The sequence below is a fragment of the Shewanella sp. 4_MG-2023 genome, from assembly GCF_030548015.1.
Lineage (GTDB): Bacteria > Pseudomonadota > Gammaproteobacteria > Enterobacterales > Shewanellaceae > Shewanella.
On record NZ_JAUORL010000002.1, the window covers coordinates 74,372 to 94,051 of the forward strand.

Consider the following 19,680-nt stretch of genomic DNA (forward strand, 5'->3'; position numbering starts at 1 on the left):
ATGTCATGGACTAGCGTACTTTAGTTCATAGAGCTATAATTGACGATTTGCTTGACACTTTGCCTCGGCAGGTGTCCAGTCGTTATTTCAGTTACCAACTTGGATGATATCTATGGAGCATACTCCGCAGTCGCAACTTAAATTGTTGCTTGCTAAAGGTAAAGAGCAAGGTTATTTAACCTATGCTGAAGTCAATGACCACTTGCCAGCTGACATGGTCGATTCTGATCAGATTGAAGATATTGTCCAGATGATCAATGACATGGGCATCCGCGTGTTTGAACAAGCGCCAGATGCCGATGACATGATGATGTCTGAGGACAACACCGACGAAGATGCAGCAGAAGAAGCTGCAGCAGCGCTTGCAACGGTAGAAAGTGAATTAGGTCGTACCACTGACCCAGTACGTATGTATATGCGTGAAATGGGTACAGTTGAGTTATTGACTCGCGAAGGCGAAATCGTCATCGCAAAACGTATTGAAGAAGGCATTAATACGGTTCAAAGTTCTGTCTCTGAATATCCGCAAGCGATTGCGATGATTTTAGAGCAGTTTGATAAGTATGAAGCTGACGAAATACGTTTAACTGACATTATCGCAGGTTTTGTTAACCCTGATGATGATGACGTAGCACCAACAGCAACACACGTTGGTTCTGAGTTATCAGAAGAAGAGTTAGAAGACGAAGATGATGCCGAAGATGCTGAAGACGAAGAGGAAGGCCCAAAAGGTCCAGATCCTGAAGAAGCTAAAGAGAAGTTTACTCAATTACGCGAAGTGTTTGAAAAAGGCTTAGCTGTTATTGAGAAAAAAGGCCGTGATCACCCTGAAGCCATCGGTGCTTTATTTGTCATTGGCGAGCTTTTCAAAGAATTCCGTTTAGTACCAAAGCAATTTGATCGCTTAGTAAAAAGCATGCGTTCTATGATGGATCGCGTACGTGTACAAGAGCGTTTAATCCTTAAGCTTTGTGTTGAACAAGCTAAAATGCCAAAGAAAAACTTTGTTAAGTTCTTCACCGGTAATGAAACTGACTTAACTTGGTTCCATGCTGAAATGAGCAGTAATAAGCCTTATGCTGAAGGCTTACGTATGGTTAAAGACGATGTGATTCGTTGTAGCACTAAACTTGCTGCTATCGAAGAAGAAACCGGCTTAGTCATTCGCGCAATTAAAGACATCAACCGTCGTATGTCAATCGGTGAAGCAAGAGCTCGTCGTGCGAAGAAAGAAATGGTTGAAGCGAACTTACGTCTAGTAATTTCTATTGCTAAAAAGTACACCAACCGTGGCTTACAGTTCTTGGATTTGATTCAAGAAGGTAACATTGGTTTGATGAAAGCTGTAGATAAGTTCGAATACCGTCGTGGTTATAAGTTCTCAACTTATGCAACCTGGTGGATCCGTCAGGCGATTACTCGTTCAATTGCTGACCAAGCACGAACCATTCGTATTCCAGTACACATGATTGAAACGATTAATAAACTTAACCGTATTTCACGTCAGATGTTACAAGAAATGGGTCGCGAACCAACACCTGAAGAATTATCAGAGCGCATGTTAATGCCTGAAGATAAGATCCTTAAAGTGCTGAAAATCGCTAAAGAGCCAATCTCAATGGAAACACCTATTGGTGATGATGAAGATTCGCACTTAGGTGACTTCATTGAAGATAACACGCTTGAGCTACCATTAGACTCAGCAACAAGCGAAAGTCTTAAAAATGCCACTCATGAAGTGCTAGCAGGCCTAACAGCCCGAGAAGCTAAAGTGTTACGTATGCGTTTTGGTATTGATATGAATACCGACCATACCCTTGAAGAAGTGGGTAAACAGTTTGATGTAACCCGTGAACGTATTCGTCAAATTGAAGCAAAAGCACTACGTAAATTGCGTCACCCTTCTCGCTCAGAAATCTTGAAGTCTTTCTTAGACGAATAGAGTCTCACTAAGAAGTTGCAACAATAATGAAAGCCCGTTAATTCGGGCTTTTTTTTGCCTCAAAATTACTTTATTTAATATAAAAAACCTCATGATTGCTTAACAGATAACCAATTGAATCTTTTAGTCACAATTCTCAGCAATTGGCGGGTGACAACCGTGAATAAACTTCGTATACTTCTTTCCGCTTTCGATAGTGACGACTATCTTAAGTCGGCCCCTTAGCTCAGTTGGTTAGAGCATACGACTCATAATCGTCAGGTCCCCAGTTCGAGTCTGGGAGGGGCCACCAATTTATTGATAGGCCGCTTGGATTTATTCAAGCGGCTTTTTCATGTCTAAAATTTTAACTTTAGCGAAATACCAACAAATATCAACATCATCATTCCACGTAGATAGCGGCTGAAAACTCACAAATGATGTAAGTCACTAAATAGTTCTAGCAGCTTTATCATGACTTTAATTCCACTGTGAGCCTAAAGACATCAAACTAACATTCCATTGATTGCAAATAACACTCAAAGCGTTTTTATATTTGGCTGCCTTACTGAAATTTAACAAAAACACATACCCCAAATGATAACTTCACAAAAAATTGATCTAAAACACAGTTTATTTGTATTATTATATTAAATTAAACCTACTACTGTTACATCGCTGTTTGCCATGACATTTTGGCTCAAGGTTTTCGTTAAAAGGAATAAAAATGAAAAAAATAAAACTGTTACCCTTAGCGCTTATTGTTAGTAGTTTACTGGGTGGTTGTGCATCAAGCTCCGAAACGCCAACACCTTCAAATATCGAGATGAAACCAGCAACAGGTGAGCAAGTAGCGCCTGCTGATTATGCAAAATTTTCATCAATATTAAGTGCCTCAAAACTGCAAATATCAACACCAAACGCAAAACCCGGCAGTAAATATGAATTAGCTCAAGACAGCAATTTTAGCGGTATCGTTAATGAGCACTTTTATGTAGATAAAGGCTCTGAAGCCCTGGTCATGAATATGGAAGGTTATAAGTTACGTAATGAACTACGCGTCTTAGAAAACTTCAAATCTGATGAAAGCCAAACTTTTTATCGTCTATCTGCTGATTTAATGCCTATCAATCCACGAGAAGCCGTAGAAAACAGCCCTTCGAAAAATGATGCGATGACCTTCTTACAGGTACACAACAAAGGTACTTTTGACGATGGCAAGCATGGTGTGGGTTATATCCCTCACCCATTACTGCGTGTCGTTTACGAAGCCGACCGAAAAGGCATAAAAGATCATTATTGGGCTATCATCAAAAATAACAATGTGAATTGTGGTAAAGACAGTGGAAACCGCGATACGCCTGTTTGTAAAAATTCGTATGTGAGAATGAATTTAGGGAAGTTTACCCCTGATGTGCCAACGCATTTTGACATCATTATTGGCGATCAAAAGCTGGTCATTAAAGTTGATGGTGTCACTAAAGTGAAGCATGACATTAGCTACTGGAAAGACATGCTAAGCTACTTCAAAGCTGGGGTTTATAACCAGTTCGAAAACGGTAAAAGCGAAGCTCATTTCTACAATTTAGAATACGCCATAGACACAAAACAAGCGCAATAAGCTCTCTTTAATTGCTGAGTAATACACCGCATTACAAACCAATGTAAACCGTTCTTATAAACACACGGATTACATTGGTTTTTCCATCTTACCTTGCCATTGAAATAGCTCTAACGGCCCTTAAACAGGTACTTAGTTCTTACTTTCACGTTCCTGTTGAGCGATTTCCAAATAATTTTGCGCCGCAGTAATGGCTTTAACAGCCCGAGAGTTAAACTCTCGATGATAGAGAATATAAACCACCAGCAAGCTGGCTATTATCAGTAAGATGGGGTTCCAAAACCAACAAAGCGCTGCCATGGAAAAGTAATAACTTCGTAAGCCATAATTGTAAGAGTGAGCGGCCTGATCGCCCACCGTGGCCATTTGGCGCGAATACTTTGCCAAGTTTTTATTGCTTCGTGTGCGATCAATGGGCGCTGCGCCAATCATCACATTTAAAAAGCCATATTGACGCATTGACCAAGTAAATTGAAAAAAGGCTAATACAAAAATACTTGCCAGCATAGCCAACTTCACCTGCACTAAGGCATGATTAGGTTCAGCGGCAAAGGGAATAGAGCTGATCACTTCTTCAAGGCGCTCAACTTGAGCAAATAAGGTCAATACACCCGCCAACACCAGTAAGGTGGTTGAGGCAAAAAAAGCGATATTACGTTCTAAGTTTGCCAACAATGCTGCCTCACCCACACGGATCTCCTTGGTCATCACTTCGGCCATCCAATAGATACGATGCTGATGCAAACAGCGGGCGATACAGTTCGTTGTTTTGGCCTTTTTACGGGCAAAAAAAGTGTAACCCACCCAGCATGAGAAGAAACACGCTAAAGCGATAAAATCGATAAAAGAGAAAAGCATAAGACTCAAGCTATTATGGAATTAATGGTTAATTATGCAACACATTACTCTTGCCTTAAATAGCCTTCATGTTATTAACCGCTAAATAATCAAGTTTAATAACAGCTAGGCAGTTATCAGCTTGATTGAAGCGTATATTTACGACCAAGGCAGCCTTTAAACCGCTAAGCAAATATATTTCATTTCAAGATACTCATCGATACCATGATGGGAGCCTTCGCGGCCAAGCCCTGAAGACTTCACTCCGCCAAAGGGGGCGACTTCATTCGAAATTAACCCGGTATTAACCCCGACCATACCGTACTCAAGGGCTTCTGATACTTGATATACGGTAGAGATATCTTTGGCGTAAAAGTAAGCCGCTAAACCAAACTCGGTATCGTTGGCTTGTTTGATCACTTGTTCAACTGAATCAAATTCAAAAATCGCCGCTAACGGCCCAAAGGTTTCTTCTTTGGCCACTTTCATCGACTGCTTTAGATTAACCAATACTGTCGGCTTAAAAAAGTTAGCGCCTAAAGCATCGCCCTTACCACCCAATACAATTTGACCGCCTTGTTGTAGCGCATCATCAATATGAGCTTGCACCTTTGCTACTGCGGCTTGGTTTATTAGTGGTCCAATAGTGACGCCATCATCTAAGCCGTTACCCACTTTGAGCTGCGCTGCTGCTTGGGTAAACTTTGCCACAAATTGCTGATATAAGCCTTTTTGAACATAGATACGATTAGCGCAAACACAGGTTTGTCCGGCATTACGATATTTGGCTTGAATAGCCCCTTCAACTGCCGCGTCAATATCAGCATCATCAAAGACAATAAACGGTGCATTACCACCAAGCTCAAGGGATAGCTTTTTAATACTTGGCGCGCATTGCTGCATCAGCTTTACGCCTACAGCGGTTGAGCCAGTAAAGGACAACTTTCTCACTATGGGGTTAGCACAAAGCTCTGCACCGATGGCGATGGCATCGCCGCTGATCACGTTAAATACCCCAGCAGGAACACCGGCTCGACTTGCAAGCTCAGCTAAGGCTAAGGCGCTAAAGGGGGTTTGCGGCGCAGGTTTAAGCACCATAGTGCAACCCGCTGCTAATGCAGGTGCAGCTTTACGGGTTATCATCGCAAGCGGGAAATTCCACGGCGTAATAGCAGCGGTAACGCCTACGGCCTGCTTAATCACCATAATACGTTTATCAGCTTGATGGGCTGGAATGGTCTCACCATAAACCCGTTTGGCCTCTTCAGCGAACCATTGCACAAAGGAGGCGGCATAAGCGACTTCAGCTTTGGCTTCGGCTAATGGCTTACCTTGCTCTAAGGTCATAATCAGCGCTAAATCATCGCTATGGGCTAATATCAGCTCAAACCAAGTCATTAATATTATTTGGCGCTGTTTAGCTGTGAGTGCTTGCCATGCTGCTAAGGCACTATTGGCGCTTTCAATGGCTTGCTGGGTTTCAGTCTGGCCCATTCTTGGCACTGTACCTAGCTCTTTATTGGTGGCAGGATTAATAATCGTGTCGCAATGGGTCGATATGGCATCACGCCATTGCCCATTGATATAACATTGATGACGTAACAAACTGGGGTCTTGTAAATGCACAATCGTATCCTTTAGCAGCAAAATAGCAGACACTACTATCTTAGCTAAGTTTGCGAAGGTTAACGAGCTAACGATTTAGCAACTGGCTGACAACCAAGCTGTGCCCCCATTTCGCCCTTTACAATCGCCGCTTAAATGCCCTGTAAATGTGAGCTAGATTACAAAGCGTTAAAAATAATTGCATTCCTCAACTAGCAGAGTATTTTAATCAGTAAGACATTGAAAATTTTGATTTAACCTACTGAGTCATTTCAATTAATATTCAAGGCACTCAGGCTGTAAATACAAGGATATTGTTATGGTAGATACACTATTTAAAATATTATTTGTGCTGTTATTTCTGATTATCGCTTACAAGCTCATTTTTTCAGGCAGCAGAGGATTGAAAGTCTTTGAAATGCATTTTAAAAACGGCAAACTCGATAAGCACTCGGGGAAAATCCCTGAAGCATTTCTGCGGGAATGTAAAAATATAGCCAAACACGAAAAGCTCACTTGTACTGTCAGAGCTGAAAAACTGAACGGGGTAAGATTACATGTCTCTGCCAATGTTGGTGACAAAATCACCCAACGGATCAGAAACGTTTTTCCATTTGAGTATTATGATAAGAAGCAACAGGACAATTCAAAGCTAAAGGGTTAAGGAAGCCAGAGGCTTTAGCGGTCAATATAAGTTGTATTAGTTGACCGCTACTGTAATGCCTTCAATCTGCCTTCAGCCATTGATATTTGAGTTACTCTTTGCTGATGACTAACGTAACCTGAGCAACCGTAACCCCAAATTTGATGATATCGCTTTTGTTTATAATGGTGCTTTCATCCACTAAAAACATCCAGTCATCAAAATGCACCTCATATTCTGAGTCATCAACCTCTAAAATCATGTCATAAGCCCAGCGCAGCGCACTGCCTCTGGCCTCACCGGTCGCAGTGCCTAAAATATCATTCGCCGTACCTTCATATTGGCCATTACCTAAATCGGTTATATGCCAAATTCGGGTTTGCTTTTCGCCATCATCATAAATAAACCACTCGTTAATAACCCCTTTATTACCTTGCCAACTGGCTTCCATAGTGACGGTAAATTTTCGGGTCACTGTGCCAGAGAAGTCTTGTACGATACCCGCCGCAGTTAACTTGCCGTCAAAAAAGCTACGTAAATGAAGTTCCGGAGTGGTTTTATCATAATCTTCAATAGATGCTGATGAACACGCTGTCAATAACACTAACGAAATGACCAGCAAAGATGACTTCTTAGCCATAGCGTAAGCGCATTGCAACTGTCGCCACGTACTGTTTAATGCCGTTAACGCTAAACTTGCTTTAATCATTTCTTAACTCCAATTAACTGCTGACGTAATTTAGGCCTGCTGGTGTTTTCTGATAACCAAATGCCAAGAAATGCGTCTGCAAACCCCGGTTCTAAGATCATCGCCAAAGGCTGTTCGTTATAAAAAAACTGGCCTTTATTTTGCTCGTGCATCATAAAGCTTAGAGTGTCACCTTGCTTAACATCAGGCCATATACCTTCTAGATGAGCCTGCAGTTGAGGGATGCGACTTTGCTCGATACCAATGTGCTGCCACTGCTCTACGGTAGCTTCAATTAAATCTTCTGCATCAATATCTCTATGGTATTGGATTTCAAGTTTCAGTGGATATTGCTGATTTTTGTATTCACCATCTACTGACATTAGCTTGGCGCTGTAAACCGAAAACCACAATAAATCCAGATCGGCTTGGCCTACCAGTTTAAAATCTGTCGTGGCTAATGCTGTCGAAGCTGGTGTCGTTGGCACTGACGAAGATTGCACTGATGAAATTAGTTCTGCTGCGGGAGTTGGCTCAGTATTTAACTCTTGTGCGTTAGCCAATACGTTTGTACTCATAACAGCTAAGATACAGGCACTAAAAAAAAACCTAACTAAGCTCAAAACAACTAAGTGAAAACTTGCACGTGTATTTACACCAAGCGCATTAGGAACTGCTAACGAGCTTATCCGAGAATAACTATTCATCATATTGAGTTCCTCTATTGAGCCAATATAATCAGCCAACCACAGCCAGATAATTGCACCGCCGTTAGGTACACAAAGCTGGGTTAATTAAATAAGCTGGGCAATTTGTTTCACTTCGTGTTTGTGGCGAATGAACTTGGCAATGTGAAAAAATAACGGCATCAACAAGGCCCAAATAATGGCTAAAATTGCAGTGGTAAACAAATCGCCGTGAGGGAAATCGACCGCGCCGAAGTTGGCTCCAGCAAGGTAACTTAAACTACCAAATACGCCACCAACTAACACTTGAACAATAATGGGTAAGCCGCTAAAAATGCTTAAACTGTAATTAAGTGAAATCGCAAAATAACACCACAGCAGTAATAACCATATAGGCACAACCGTAAAATCAAAAAGCCCCGTTAAGGTAAGCGTTAAGTCAACTAGTACCCCGATAATGGTGCAACTGAGCATCACTTTGATATCTAAAACCCGTTGACGGCTGACGATAAAGTGCCAAATCAACAATAATCCTGGGATATATAGCAGCTGATTGCCAGCTAATACCCCTGCCCACCAGATAATCTGAAAGGCAATAACATTGATAATGATATTATGATTAACCCAGAGCATATACGTTATGCGCCACTGGCTAATGCAGTACGATATTGCGGCCTTACTGCCACTAAATGAACTGTGCTGGTAGTTCTTTCTAAAAATCCACCTTCACAATAACTCAGGTAAAACTTCCACATTCTGATAAAGTCTTCGCCATAGCCCATCTCTTTGATTCGGTCTTGGGCTTTATCAAATTTTTCATGCCAATGGTTTAAGGTTTGAGCGTAATCTTTACCCATATCATTGATGGACCACACCACCATGTCAGTTTTATTGGCAATGTGCTTATTCATTTCACTGATAGACGGTAAACAACCACCAGGGAAAATATAGCGCTGGATAAAGTCGACACTTTTACGGTAACTGTCATAGCGCTGATCAGCTATGGTAATGGCTTGAATTAACATGCGCCCATTTGGCTTAAGTAAACTTTCTAACTTCTTAAAGAAGCCCGGTAAATATTCATGACCTACCGCTTCAATCATTTCAATGGACACCACGCGGTCATACTCACCGGTCAAAATACGGTAATCGTCTTTTAACAAAGTTATTTTGTCAGTTAAGCCTTCTTGCTCTACCCGCTCTAGTGCGTAATCATATTGGGCATCAGAGATAGTTGTCGTGGTCACGGTGACATCAAAGTGCTTGGCCGCATATATCGCCAACGCCCCCCAACCAGTACCGACCTCAAGAACGGTTTGCCCCGCTTGTAAATCAAGACGCTCACAAATGGTTTGCAGCTTATGCTGCTGGGCTTGTTCTAAACTGGCATCGTGGTGCGGGTATAGCGCGCTTGAATAGAGCATTTCTTTATCTAGAAACTGCTCATACATCGGGTTGCCTAAATCATAATGCGCCAGAATATTGCGCTTTGAACCCGTTGATGAATTGCGGTTAAACAAATGACCGATACGATTAATACCAACACTAAACCATGAAAAGTAACGCTCAATTTTATCCAGTAATGAGAGGTTTCGGGCAAAAATCTGCACCACTTTAGTTAAATCAGGGCTCGACCAATGACCTTGAATGTAGGCTTCGCCAGCGCCAATTGAACCACCCCAAATGATCTGCTTGTAAAAACTGGGGTGAGACACCTGCATAGTGGCATGCAAGTCAGAATCGACATTACCAAAGCTTAAGCTTTGCTCTGAGCTGCCAATTGCAGAGTTATCAGAACTAACAATGGTAAGATGGCCATCTGACAAGTGGGCTAATGCCTTAAGCAAAATCTTCTTCGCAAAGCTGTCAGAAATAGTCTCTTGCACTAAGCTGGTGTTGGTTGCCGCATTTTCCATAACTCTCTCCGCTGACTACTTTTTATATGCAATTTTTTGTGCGCTATTAGTATTTTAGCTGTAAATTTTATTTTTACTCATAAACAACAGGTTAGATTTCAATACACTAAAACTCTCGCTAGGCAAAAATTATTTGTTATGAGTTGAACATTACTAAACCAATACGCATCATTTCATGATTTGGTTTAATTTAAGTTTGTGGATGAGAGATAAAAGGGATCCGTTTAATAAATAACTTCAGCGCTTGCCAATAAATTCCAAACATAATTTTCAATGTCATTAGCGGAAAACTGAGCAACATACTGCGAATATTTTTGGCGGTAAAATCCTTTTTATTGAGCAACAAACTGGCATCGAACAGCTTATTGTCGGCATCATCCCTGTTTTGTATGGTCACATTTAAGCGCTTGCTTGGCGCGATGACCTTCCAAAAATAATGCATCTCAAGATCCATAAATGGCGAAACATGAAACACTTTATCTGTGGTGGTGGTTTTAGTGAGATTGACTAAGTAACAATGGCGCTGATCCCATGGCGTATTACTTACCTCCGCCAGCATATAAACCGCTTCGTCACCTTGATAGCAAAAATAGAAGTTAACCGGGCTAAAATAAAAACCAAAATGCCTCACTTGGCCAGCAAACACGACTCTGTCACACTGCGTCTGAGCCCCAAGCTTTGCTATCGTCCATAACACCCGCTGTTTCATCGCTTGCGGCGGGCTCATTTTATCTATCAATGCTGCATCAACAGGGGAGCAATTAAACTGGCTTTCAAGGGCATTTAAATAATCATCAGGATTAAATCGTAGTACTGAGCGCTCAACTGCGCTAAATAAACGGCTAACCTTAGATAGCTGCGCCACTTCATCTAAGTCTATTGCCAGTAAGGCAATCTGATAACTAAAGCTGTGCAGCTTCGGCGTAAAGCGCCGGTGAATAATATCGCCACTGTATATTCCACTGGTGAATTCACTCATAGGCTAATGCCAAAATCATTGCACACATCAAGTGCACTGTGGACACCATCTTCATGAAAACCGTTATACCAATAGGCGCCAGCAAAATGAGTATGGTTAACGCCGCAAATACGTTTACGTTCGCCTTGGGCTTTCATACTCGACTCATTAAACACTGGATGGGCATAATTGAATTTTCTGAGAATTTTAGACTCATCAATTAAATCTGTTTGATTTAAAGTCACACAAAACGTCGGCGCATCTTTGGGTAAGCGCTGCAAAATGTTCATGTTATAAGTCACGCTGGCAGGTCTGTCAGCAATTTCAGCTGCATCCTTGCCTTCTAGGCGGTAATTCCAACTGGCCCATGCCGCTTTGCGTTTTGGCAGTAGATTAGTATCTGTATGCAAAACTACTTCATTATTTTGATATGCCATCGCCCCAAGTACTTGTTTTTCATCCTCAGTTGCATCGGTAAGCATCGCCAACGCTTGGTCGCTATGGCAAGCTAGAATGACTTCATCAAAGCGTTGAACTTCGCCATCATTAATACGTAAGTTAACCCCATCGTCGCTGCGTTCAATGGAGGTCACTGCAGAGTTTAAAAACAATCGCTGTTTGAAAGGAGCAATAAGCGCAGGAATATAGCTTCGAGAGCCACCTTTTAATACGTACCATTGTGGGCGGTCACTAATATTAAGTAAGCCATGGTTATGGAAAAATTGAATAAAAAATCGCAATGAGAATTTGCGCATATCATTGATACTGGCAGACCAAATGGCCGCGCCCATTGGCAAGATGTAATGCTCGCTAAAAAAGTCAGAGAAACCTTCAGCATCTAAAAACTGCCCTAAACTGTCACTCGGGTAGTTTTCCGCTTCAAAGATAGCCTTGCATTGATTATTAAAACGCACTATCTCGGCTAAAAACTTATAGAAATCTGGTTTTAACAAGTTACGTCTTTGGGCAAACATGCTCCACAAGGTATGGCCATTGTATTCTAATCCGGTTTGCACATTACGCACACTAAAGCTCATTTCAGTGGGTAATGATTCAATGTTCATTTTTGCCATTAGCTTTTGAAAACGTGGGTAAGTGCGGTCATTAAAGACAATAAAACCACTGTCGATAGCATAAGGCTTACCGCCTACTTCAACATCAATGGTCGCAGTATGGCCGCCAATATAATCGTTAGCTTCAAATACGGTGACTTGATGAAGCTCACTGAGTAAATGTGCACAGGTCAGTCCTGAAATACCCGATCCCACAACTGCTATTTTTTTCATATTATTCCTTCAACTCATTATTATTATTGCTATGACTACAGTTAATGGCATTTGAATTTAGAACTTATTTCTGACTGACTTTGGGTGCCAACATTTTGTTAATTAACGCTGAGGGCAAGCACGATATTGCTTTCAATATTAGTGTGAAGCGCTTAGGAAAGTGGATTTCATTCTTACCCGTTTTTAATTCTTTAAAAATGGTATTCGCAGCGTCATCAGCGCTGATTTGCATTGGCATCGCAAAGTCATTTTTATCGGTTAATGGGGTTTTCACAAAGCCCGGACAAATAACACTGACACCGATACCGATTGCTTTTAAATCAAGACGAAGACTACTGGCAAGGTAACTCACTGCAGCTTTTGACGCGCCATAGGCTTCAGCCTTAGGAAAAGGTAAATAGGTCGCACTGGAACTCATTAACGCCACTCTGCCGTTGGTAGTCACTAGCGGTAAGAAATGCTCTAAACAATAACCCATCGAGATGACATTAGTTTGAATCACTCGCTCAAATAAAGCGCCATCAAAACGCAGCGGATTTTCAATGTATTCACAACTACCCGCATTAAGAATAACCAGCTGTAATTTCGCGTTAGATGCGGCTAATTTATCTGATAATGTTTGCGCTGCGGTTTGAATTTGCTCTTTAACGTTAATATCAAAAGCAAGCGGCACAACGCCACTTATGGCATTTAAGCGCTCCTCATTACGGCCACAAGCAAATACCATGTAGCCTTTTTCAACATAAAGCATCGCTAGTGCTAAACCGATACCAGAACTGGCCCCGGTGATTAACACTGCAGGTCTTGCTACTGATTGATGAACGTTTCCCTGATGAGAGTTAGCTTGTTCCATTATGCTGACGCCTTGTTTTTGATGAACTTAATCAACCGACCTACTAACGGGAGTTGTTCATACAGCATACTGCCAAGATCAAAATAATCGCGATGGGCTGTAATTTTATCGCTAAATTTAAGCTGGCTCATTCCTTCAACAGTGATGAGTTGGCCGTTGTTTAATTTAGAGTGACGATAGTGCATTGCCCAGAAAACGGCGGCCTGCTGATGGCTACAGCTCACCTCTTTAATATCAAATTCAATATGGTCAACGTTGGCATATAGGTTAGCAAAGTACAGGCTAAGGTTTTCAATACCTTCAACTTTGTGTAATGGATCTTGAAAGATAATCTCATCGCTATACACCTGATTAAGCAAGTGTAAGCTGTCTTTATTAAGCAGCTGGTACATACCGATAAAGTCATCAATAATTTGTGGTCTAGCAAGATCATTATTGCTGGCTGGCTCAGTTAAATGACTCACAGTATTGGCAGTACTTGGCATTATGTCTCCTTTACCACCTCAAATAACGATTAGCTGATTAACTAATAGCAATCTAGGTGGCGCTTAGCTAAACCTTGCAAACTTTGGTAATCAAATCGAGCTGTCATATTGCGACTGCAAGATTAATAGTAAGCTTAGTTGCACGTTTTGTCCTATGTTTAACCGATAAATAACTTAAATAATCATTGATTTTCAATAAGTAAATAATGCTACTTAATCGGATTGTTAATGATTAATACGCAACGATAGTCGCTGCAGGTCACAATAAAAAAGGCGCTTAGTTTTCACTAAGCGCCTTTAATAAACACAATAATCAGCTTTGGCGATATCAGTCTCTATCGCTATTTTAAGCTAATAAATTTAGCTCACTGGTAACCTCTTGCAGCAATTGGGTCCCAGTTTTTCTCAACTTCTTCTTTGATGAATTTTTGCTTCTCTTCGCTTAACTTAACTTCATCAATTCCAACCGCAGCATGAGCAGATTCTTTACTGCTAATGTCAGGGTATTGCACCTCGGTAACCTTAAGCAATCTAAGGACTCCCGCAATAGACTCACGCGCAGCGGTTGCTTGCTCAATAGCTTTAGTTAATAACTCACGACCTTCATCTGGGTTATGGGCATATAAACCATGTGAAGCCATGGCAAAATCCCAGCGCCACTGTCCGTGACGAATCCCCATGATGCCTTCATTCATTTGATGCCAATTTGCACCAGCATCCCAAGCGGCTTTAGCTTCGTAATGCGCCTTAACCAATAGGCCCTCAACCTTACGTGCCATGGCATCAATTTCTTGTTTATCACTGTTCAGTTTAGCTGTGATTTCGTCTTTACTTTGATGACAGCCTTTACAGGTTTGATCAAAATACGGTAATGCTTTATCAACCTTATGGCTGGTAAATGTCTCACCTTGTTCATTTTCTTCCGCAGGCATATGACAAGTAATACAGGTTACGTTATGTTCAGCATGCTTACTTCGGCTCCAATGCTCAAATTCTGGATGACGCGCTTTGAGTATTGGCGTTTTAGAAATAGGGTGAATCCACTCGAAAAAACGGCGGGTATCATAGTACTTCTCAATATCATCAGCTGTACTACCGAAGATCCAAGGCATGTTTACTACGTTACTTTTTTCAGGCTGGAAATAATAAGTCACGTGGCACTGGCCACAAACTTGTGCCCCCTGCATAGAAACTGATTGTTCCGCAAATGGCAGACCCACTTTATTCATCGCATTCTGAGCATGAGGCCTTGGTAGGGCTAATTTTTCAGAACCGTTTTCATGGCAATCACTACAATAAACCACGCTTTTAATTTCAGTACCTAAATCGGTAAAGTTTTTTGCTGAATAACCTTCAAAGCCTAACTCATTAATTAGTCTTGGTGCATCAGGGGTTTTACAGGTCCAACAACTGGCAGAGGTGCCTTTCTCGCCTTCTTTTGGTGGCACACCAGTACGTAATGTTTGCGTCACATCCGCAACAGCAAATTGATGACCTCTAGGGCTGTGATATTCTTTGGCAAATGATGAACCAGCCCATAAGATGATGTTAGCTGGATACTGGGCTAACATATCTTCACGTTCAGACTGCTCTTCAGTTGCCGCCCATGACTCATAATGTTCAGGAAATTTAGTTTCAAAAATATCCTTGGTTTCAGACGCAACTGCGCAGCCAAAAAAACTCAGGCTTAATAATACCGATACTGCTTTTACTGCCTTTGATTTAACGACTAAATCTCGGGCAACTAGGGATAAACGTTTGTTCACTGTGCTTCCTTAATATTACAAACTGACATAACTGACTAGTATAAATTCTATAGTTTTAACGACTTAAATTGCTTAAAACGGTGACTTCACTTTTAGCTGACCCAGCTTAGCCAGGCCTGCCATCAATACGAGGACGAGTAAGTATTGGGCTGTAATGCAGCACAAATAATCCAAAAGCCATAAACCAAAACCCACCTGCTAACCACAACCACATTTGGGTTTGAGCGGGTAAAAGCAAAGGCATAATGGCACGAAATATTGCAGCTATGGGTAAACAGGCAAACGCCAATACCATGCTAGGCCCTTGATAAATATTTCTACTGGTGTGGCCCAGTGACACTCTTGAAATCATGGCTAAACATAGAGAAGCAACACAACCAATAGCAAATAAGTGCAACATGCTTCGATAAGCATAGTCATCATTGATAAACCAACCTAACCCCAGTAGCGATAGTGGCAGTGACAAATAAGACACATGTAATGACCACAACATCGGCTCAGACAGGGTTTTGTGGGGTAACCAACGGCTAAATCGAACTAAATGCAGCGTACCTGCTAGCAATAACAACACTTGCTCAACAGCTACAGGCAATAACTTAAATATAGCTTGAACAGCCAAAAGTACCATTAATATCAGCAAGCCCTTTTCTACAACAAAAATTGGCTGAGCTTTAGTAGCCTTTAAACGCATGGCGGTAAAAAACGGAATAACCCGTCCACCAACTATGGTAATCAGTAGCGCCAGCCAAAATATCATTCCCTGCCAAATTTGATTAGCTAAAATAAAATTGCGTTCGTTTAATGCGTAATAACTCACAAGATTAACTATAAGCGCTACCATGAGCATGATTGAAAAACCAATGTTCTGCCATTGCTTTACCCGATAAACGCATCGCCACATGGTAAATGCAGCAATGCCTAAAAAGACACTATCAAAAAATGCCGGTAAAATTAACGGGATATCCATCGGCAATAACAGCAGTAACCTAGCAAGTAGCCAACTGATAAAAGTAATCGCCAGAGGGATGCCTTTAAGGCTAGGTTGATTGGTCCAAGTTTGCACTGCCGTGAGTAAAAAACCACAGACAATAGCTAAAATAAAACCAAATAACATTTCATGGGGGTGCCACCATAAAGGTAATACGTTCGCCCAAAAATTACTATTAAATAGGCTGTATTGCGGGGTAAACCAGCCCATTAACCATAATGGGATATACAACATTGCCAGTGCTGCGCCACCTAAGAAAAAAGGCCTAAAAGCTAAGCGCCAAATAGCAGCGGTTTTTTCTATTTCTGCTGGGTCGTCAATATTTAGCATAATTATCAAGCCTTTTTTGGTGAACACATAACATGCATTTTATATACATATTATATTATGCTGTTCTGAGCCAAGCAGCAATAGCGATTAGCCATTCTGTTACAAACCTAATTGAAACTGTGAACTCAGGCAAACAATCATAGCGTGCTTGGAGCAAATAAGCTCAAAACCAAGTCACTGCATTAGCAATGACTATTGGGGAGATGGTTAAGTTAACTCACTCGTTTCGCCAGCTTTAATCGGCAAACAAAGGGGAAGCAAGGACTAAATAAGAATGGAGATATGATTAAAATATACTGCTCATAAAAGGCCAGAAAGCCCTAGCGCTTTAGCGCGCTTAGGACTTCAATGGCACGCTTTCTCGCCATGGCATGTTCAACTATCGGACTGGGGTAGTGCAATTTAGCAGACGAAAACTCACGTTCAAAAGCAAATAACTCGCCGTTAGCATTGATATCTTGCTCACTTATTTCATTGCTGTTTATACCATCACAACTCAAAGTATCACCACTGAATATAGGCTGATGAATTTGCTTTAAACTCACCGAGGCCAACTCTGGAATATAATGCTTGATAAAACTGGCATCGGGGTCAAATTTACTACTTTGATTCATCGGATTAAAAACCCGAAAATAAGGCTGGGCGTCACAGCCCGTACCAGCAGACCATTGCCAACCGCCATTGTTGGCAGCCAAGTCACCATCGATAAGGTGCTGTCGAAAATAGCGTTCGCCCCAACGCCAATCCACCAACAAATGCTTAGTTAAAAAGCTCGCCACCACCATGCGCAAACGATTATGCATCCAACCGGTTTGATTTAACTGCCTCATTGCGGCATCAACAATGGGAAAGCCGGTTACGCCGTCACACCAAGCTTTGAACTCTTGGGGATGATTACGCCAATTTACTTTGCTGCCATTTTCATTAAAGTTTTTGCCTTTAGACAAATCAGGAAATGCCACTAACAGGTGCCGATAAAACTCACGCCAAGCCAACTCATTGACCCAGGTTTTAGCAGGACTAGTATCATCCACTAATGCATCTGGAAAACGGTTCAATACTGAGGCGAGACATTGGTTAGCACTAATCACCCCAATGGCTAAATAAGGTGATAATCGGCTGGTACTGTCTAGCGCAGGAAAGTCTCTTTCTGCTAGATAATCCTGTAAATTATTAGCGCAGAAACGGTCTAAAATGCGCTTTGCAGCCCCCTCACCAGCAAGCCAATGCTGACTAGAGACTTTCGGATAATCAAATGCTATCGGTTTAGGTTTATCAACTGCTGCGCCAATAGCTTCTGGCACAGCCACTGGTGCAATTCGTCTAGATGACACTATCTCACGCCACTTTTTCGAAAATGGCGTAAACACTTTATACATGCTGCCAGCCAGATTATTAACTTCTCCTGCCGCGATAATGCAATCTTGAGCGATAAACTGGATAGGTACACCAATATCAATAAGCTGTTGATCGCGTTTACGTTCATTAAACTCGGGTTCCTGGGTGGCAAATACCTGATCTATTTGATTATCGATTAGGTATTGCGGCATCCAGTCCATAACATCGTCGAACCAAGGTAAGGTTATCACCTCCAACTCAACCCCTAATGCAGCTAGACTTTGGGCTAAAAGGTTGACATGGCGCTCAATAAAATCCACTTGAATCGGCGCGACATCATGACTTTTCCACTGCTCAGTACTGGCAATAAAAATCGCTTTAACTTGACCATTTGTTTGACGAGCCAGCTCAAAAGCTTCAACAACACTATGGTTATCAGCAAGACGCAAGTCTTGCCTAAACCAAATTAAGCTATTCATTAATACAACCTCTTAGCTAAAGTCTTATCTGGTTTACGCCAACCGCAGGGTTAATACGACCACGTTTATTACAACTTAGTAAGCGTAGCGTAACCTGAGTTCTTCAGGATGCGGATTTAAATACACCTGCCCTTCAATATAAGGGGTTGGGTGTTCGCGTAAATAATGGTTAATTAAGGTTATTGGCACCAATAAGGGTAATAGTCCTTCGCGGTATTTCATTATCGATTCGGTAAGCTCTTCTTTTTGATCTTTAGACAGATGTTTTTTGAAATAGCCCTGAATGTGCTGCAAGGTACTGGTATGGTTTTTTCGCGTCGCTTTGATCTTTAACGCCGTCATAAAGCCTTCAAAATAGGTTTGTGCTGTGGCCTCAAGATCATCAATCTTCGCTAAGATTGGCCCTAAATCACGATACCATTGTGGGCTGTGAGCCATTAATAGGTATTTATAACGGGCATGAAACTGCATGAGTTTGTGCTTAGTCCAGCCTTCAGCTTGCAAGCAATGCCATTCATGGTAAGCATAGACGCGGGTAATAAAGTTCTCTTTTATCAAAGGATCATGTAGCCGCCCTTCTTCTTCCACGGGTAAATGGGGATAGGTCTCCATTAATTTTCTGGCATAAACTCCCACACCAGATTTAGTGCCATTATTGGTACCGTATTTATACTCAATCACCCGCTCCATACCGCAGGTTGGCGATTTAGCGCAGAGAATATAGCCACCAATAAAGTTGAGTTCCTTAACCCGCTTTTCACTAAACTCAGCAAGTTTGTCGGTAACATCGATACTACCATCTGCACTTTTAACAAAAATTTTATCACCATCAATTTCTTGGCGAATACTTTTGCGTGGCGCGCCCATACCTATGGCCATTTCAGGGCATACGCTGATGTAATCAAAAAATGGCGCGAGATCTTTATTGCAATAATTTGAGTTTTTATGGCCGCCATCAAATCTTACTTTTTGCCCTAACAGGCAACTACTGATACCTATCTGAATTCTCTCAGGTTTAAAGATTTCTTTATTCACTATACAACTCCTTGTGGCTTACATTTGTTTACGTGCCATGTAATTAGTTAGATCATCTTTTTATTGATAGTAGCCCTGAATTGGATATAAGCAATCACTCTTTTGCAGTTAATTTTCAGTAGGTTCAAATCAGGGTCAAGAATGTCAAAGCAAACATCAACCCATTGTTCAATCCCATAAAAAAGGCTAAACAATTGCTGCTTAGCCCTTCTCATCATATTTTCGGTTAAATTAAAAACCGCGCT

At 41.5% G+C, this 19,680-nt stretch carries 17 protein-coding genes and 1 tRNA gene; 4 read left to right on the top strand and 14 right to left on the bottom strand.

The window, feature by feature from the left end:
- Positions 1–112 precede the first annotated feature (112 nt).
- The 3 genes from rpoD to Q4546_RS01315 all read left to right on the top strand — a co-directional run bounded on the left by rpoD (position 113) and on the right by Q4546_RS01315 (position 3,542).
- A complete protein-coding gene (gene rpoD / locus Q4546_RS01305) occupies positions 113–1,942 on the top strand; it encodes an RNA polymerase sigma factor RpoD (protein ID WP_102439278.1) in 1,830 nt (609 codons plus the stop codon).
- Between the two features lie 215 nt (positions 1,943–2,157).
- Positions 2,158–2,234, top strand: a tRNA-Ile gene (locus tag Q4546_RS01310).
- A gap of 414 nt (positions 2,235–2,648) precedes the next feature.
- Positions 2,649–3,542 carry a polysaccharide lyase family 7 protein gene (locus Q4546_RS01315; RefSeq protein WP_303445544.1) on the top strand — a complete coding sequence of 298 codons (894 nt, stop codon included), beginning with the start codon at positions 2,649–2,651 and terminating at the stop codon, positions 3,540–3,542.
- Positions 3,543–3,674: 132 nt separating this feature from the next.
- On the opposite strand, the gene Q4546_RS01320 is transcribed toward Q4546_RS01315, so the two are convergent.
- Positions 3,675–4,400, bottom strand: coding sequence for a DUF599 domain-containing protein (locus Q4546_RS01320; RefSeq protein WP_102438751.1), 726 nt, complete (start codon positions 4,398–4,400; stop codon positions 3,675–3,677).
- Between the two features lie 156 nt (positions 4,401–4,556).
- A complete protein-coding gene (locus tag Q4546_RS01325) occupies positions 4,557–6,005 on the bottom strand; it encodes an NAD-dependent succinate-semialdehyde dehydrogenase (protein ID WP_303410451.1) in 1,449 nt (482 codons plus the stop codon).
- Between the two features lie 298 nt (positions 6,006–6,303).
- Here Q4546_RS01325 and Q4546_RS01330 point away from each other — a divergent pair, with 298 nt between their 5' ends.
- Entirely contained in the window at positions 6,304–6,648 is a 345-nt protein-coding gene (locus Q4546_RS01330) for a DUF3634 family protein (RefSeq protein WP_303445545.1), read from the top strand.
- A gap of 91 nt (positions 6,649–6,739) precedes the next feature.
- Here Q4546_RS01330 and Q4546_RS01335 read toward each other — a convergent pair whose 3' ends face one another.
- From Q4546_RS01335 to Q4546_RS01390, 12 genes are all read right to left on the bottom strand, one after another.
- On the bottom strand, positions 6,740–7,267 hold the full coding sequence (locus tag Q4546_RS01335; protein WP_303445584.1) for a DUF3833 domain-containing protein: 528 nt from the start codon (positions 7,265–7,267) through the stop codon (positions 6,740–6,742).
- 65 nt (positions 7,268–7,332) lie between these two features.
- Positions 7,333–7,893 carry a chalcone isomerase family protein gene (locus Q4546_RS01340; protein WP_157936284.1) on the bottom strand — a complete coding sequence of 187 codons (561 nt, stop codon included), beginning with the start codon at positions 7,891–7,893 and terminating at the stop codon, positions 7,333–7,335.
- A 216-nt stretch (positions 7,894–8,109) separates the two neighbouring features.
- On the bottom strand, positions 8,110–8,634 hold the full coding sequence (locus tag Q4546_RS01345) for a DUF2878 domain-containing protein (protein ID WP_102475539.1): 525 nt from the start codon (positions 8,632–8,634) through the stop codon (positions 8,110–8,112).
- A gap of 5 nt (positions 8,635–8,639) precedes the next feature.
- The gene (locus Q4546_RS01350; RefSeq protein ID WP_303445546.1) at positions 8,640–9,917 is read right to left on the bottom strand and encodes a cyclopropane-fatty-acyl-phospholipid synthase family protein; all 1,278 of its coding nucleotides are present in this window, start codon (positions 9,915–9,917) and stop codon (positions 8,640–8,642) included.
- A 190-nt stretch (positions 9,918–10,107) separates the two neighbouring features.
- The gene (locus Q4546_RS01355; protein ID WP_303445547.1) at positions 10,108–10,896 is read right to left on the bottom strand and encodes a DUF1365 domain-containing protein; all 789 of its coding nucleotides are present in this window, start codon (positions 10,894–10,896) and stop codon (positions 10,108–10,110) included.
- Complete coding sequence (locus tag Q4546_RS01360) at positions 10,893–12,161, bottom strand: NAD(P)/FAD-dependent oxidoreductase (RefSeq protein WP_303445548.1); 1,269 nt, start codon at positions 12,159–12,161, stop codon at positions 10,893–10,895. Before Q4546_RS01360 ends, Q4546_RS01355 begins: the two co-directional genes overlap by 4 nt.
- 64 nt (positions 12,162–12,225) lie before the next feature.
- Positions 12,226–13,014 (bottom strand): SDR family NAD(P)-dependent oxidoreductase, encoded by a 789-nt coding sequence (locus Q4546_RS01365; protein ID WP_303445549.1) that lies wholly within the window; start codon positions 13,012–13,014, stop codon positions 12,226–12,228.
- Positions 13,014–13,499 (bottom strand): nuclear transport factor 2 family protein, encoded by a 486-nt coding sequence (locus Q4546_RS01370; protein ID WP_102519333.1) that lies wholly within the window; start codon positions 13,497–13,499, stop codon positions 13,014–13,016. Before Q4546_RS01370 ends, Q4546_RS01365 begins: the two co-directional genes overlap by 1 nt.
- A 365-nt stretch (positions 13,500–13,864) precedes the next feature.
- On the bottom strand, positions 13,865–15,184 hold the full coding sequence (locus tag Q4546_RS01375) for an ammonia-forming cytochrome c nitrite reductase subunit c552 (RefSeq protein WP_303445585.1): 1,320 nt from the start codon (positions 15,182–15,184) through the stop codon (positions 13,865–13,867).
- A gap of 187 nt (positions 15,185–15,371) precedes the next feature.
- The gene (locus Q4546_RS01380) at positions 15,372–16,583 is read right to left on the bottom strand and encodes an NnrS family protein (RefSeq protein ID WP_303445550.1); all 1,212 of its coding nucleotides are present in this window, start codon (positions 16,581–16,583) and stop codon (positions 15,372–15,374) included.
- A 320-nt stretch (positions 16,584–16,903) separates the two neighbouring features.
- A complete protein-coding gene (locus tag Q4546_RS01385; protein ID WP_303445551.1) occupies positions 16,904–18,400 on the bottom strand; it encodes a deoxyribodipyrimidine photo-lyase in 1,497 nt (498 codons plus the stop codon).
- 75 nt (positions 18,401–18,475) lie between these two features.
- A complete protein-coding gene (locus Q4546_RS01390) occupies positions 18,476–19,438 on the bottom strand; it encodes a DUF523 and DUF1722 domain-containing protein (protein WP_303445586.1) in 963 nt (320 codons plus the stop codon).
- Positions 19,439–19,680 lie beyond the last annotated feature (242 nt).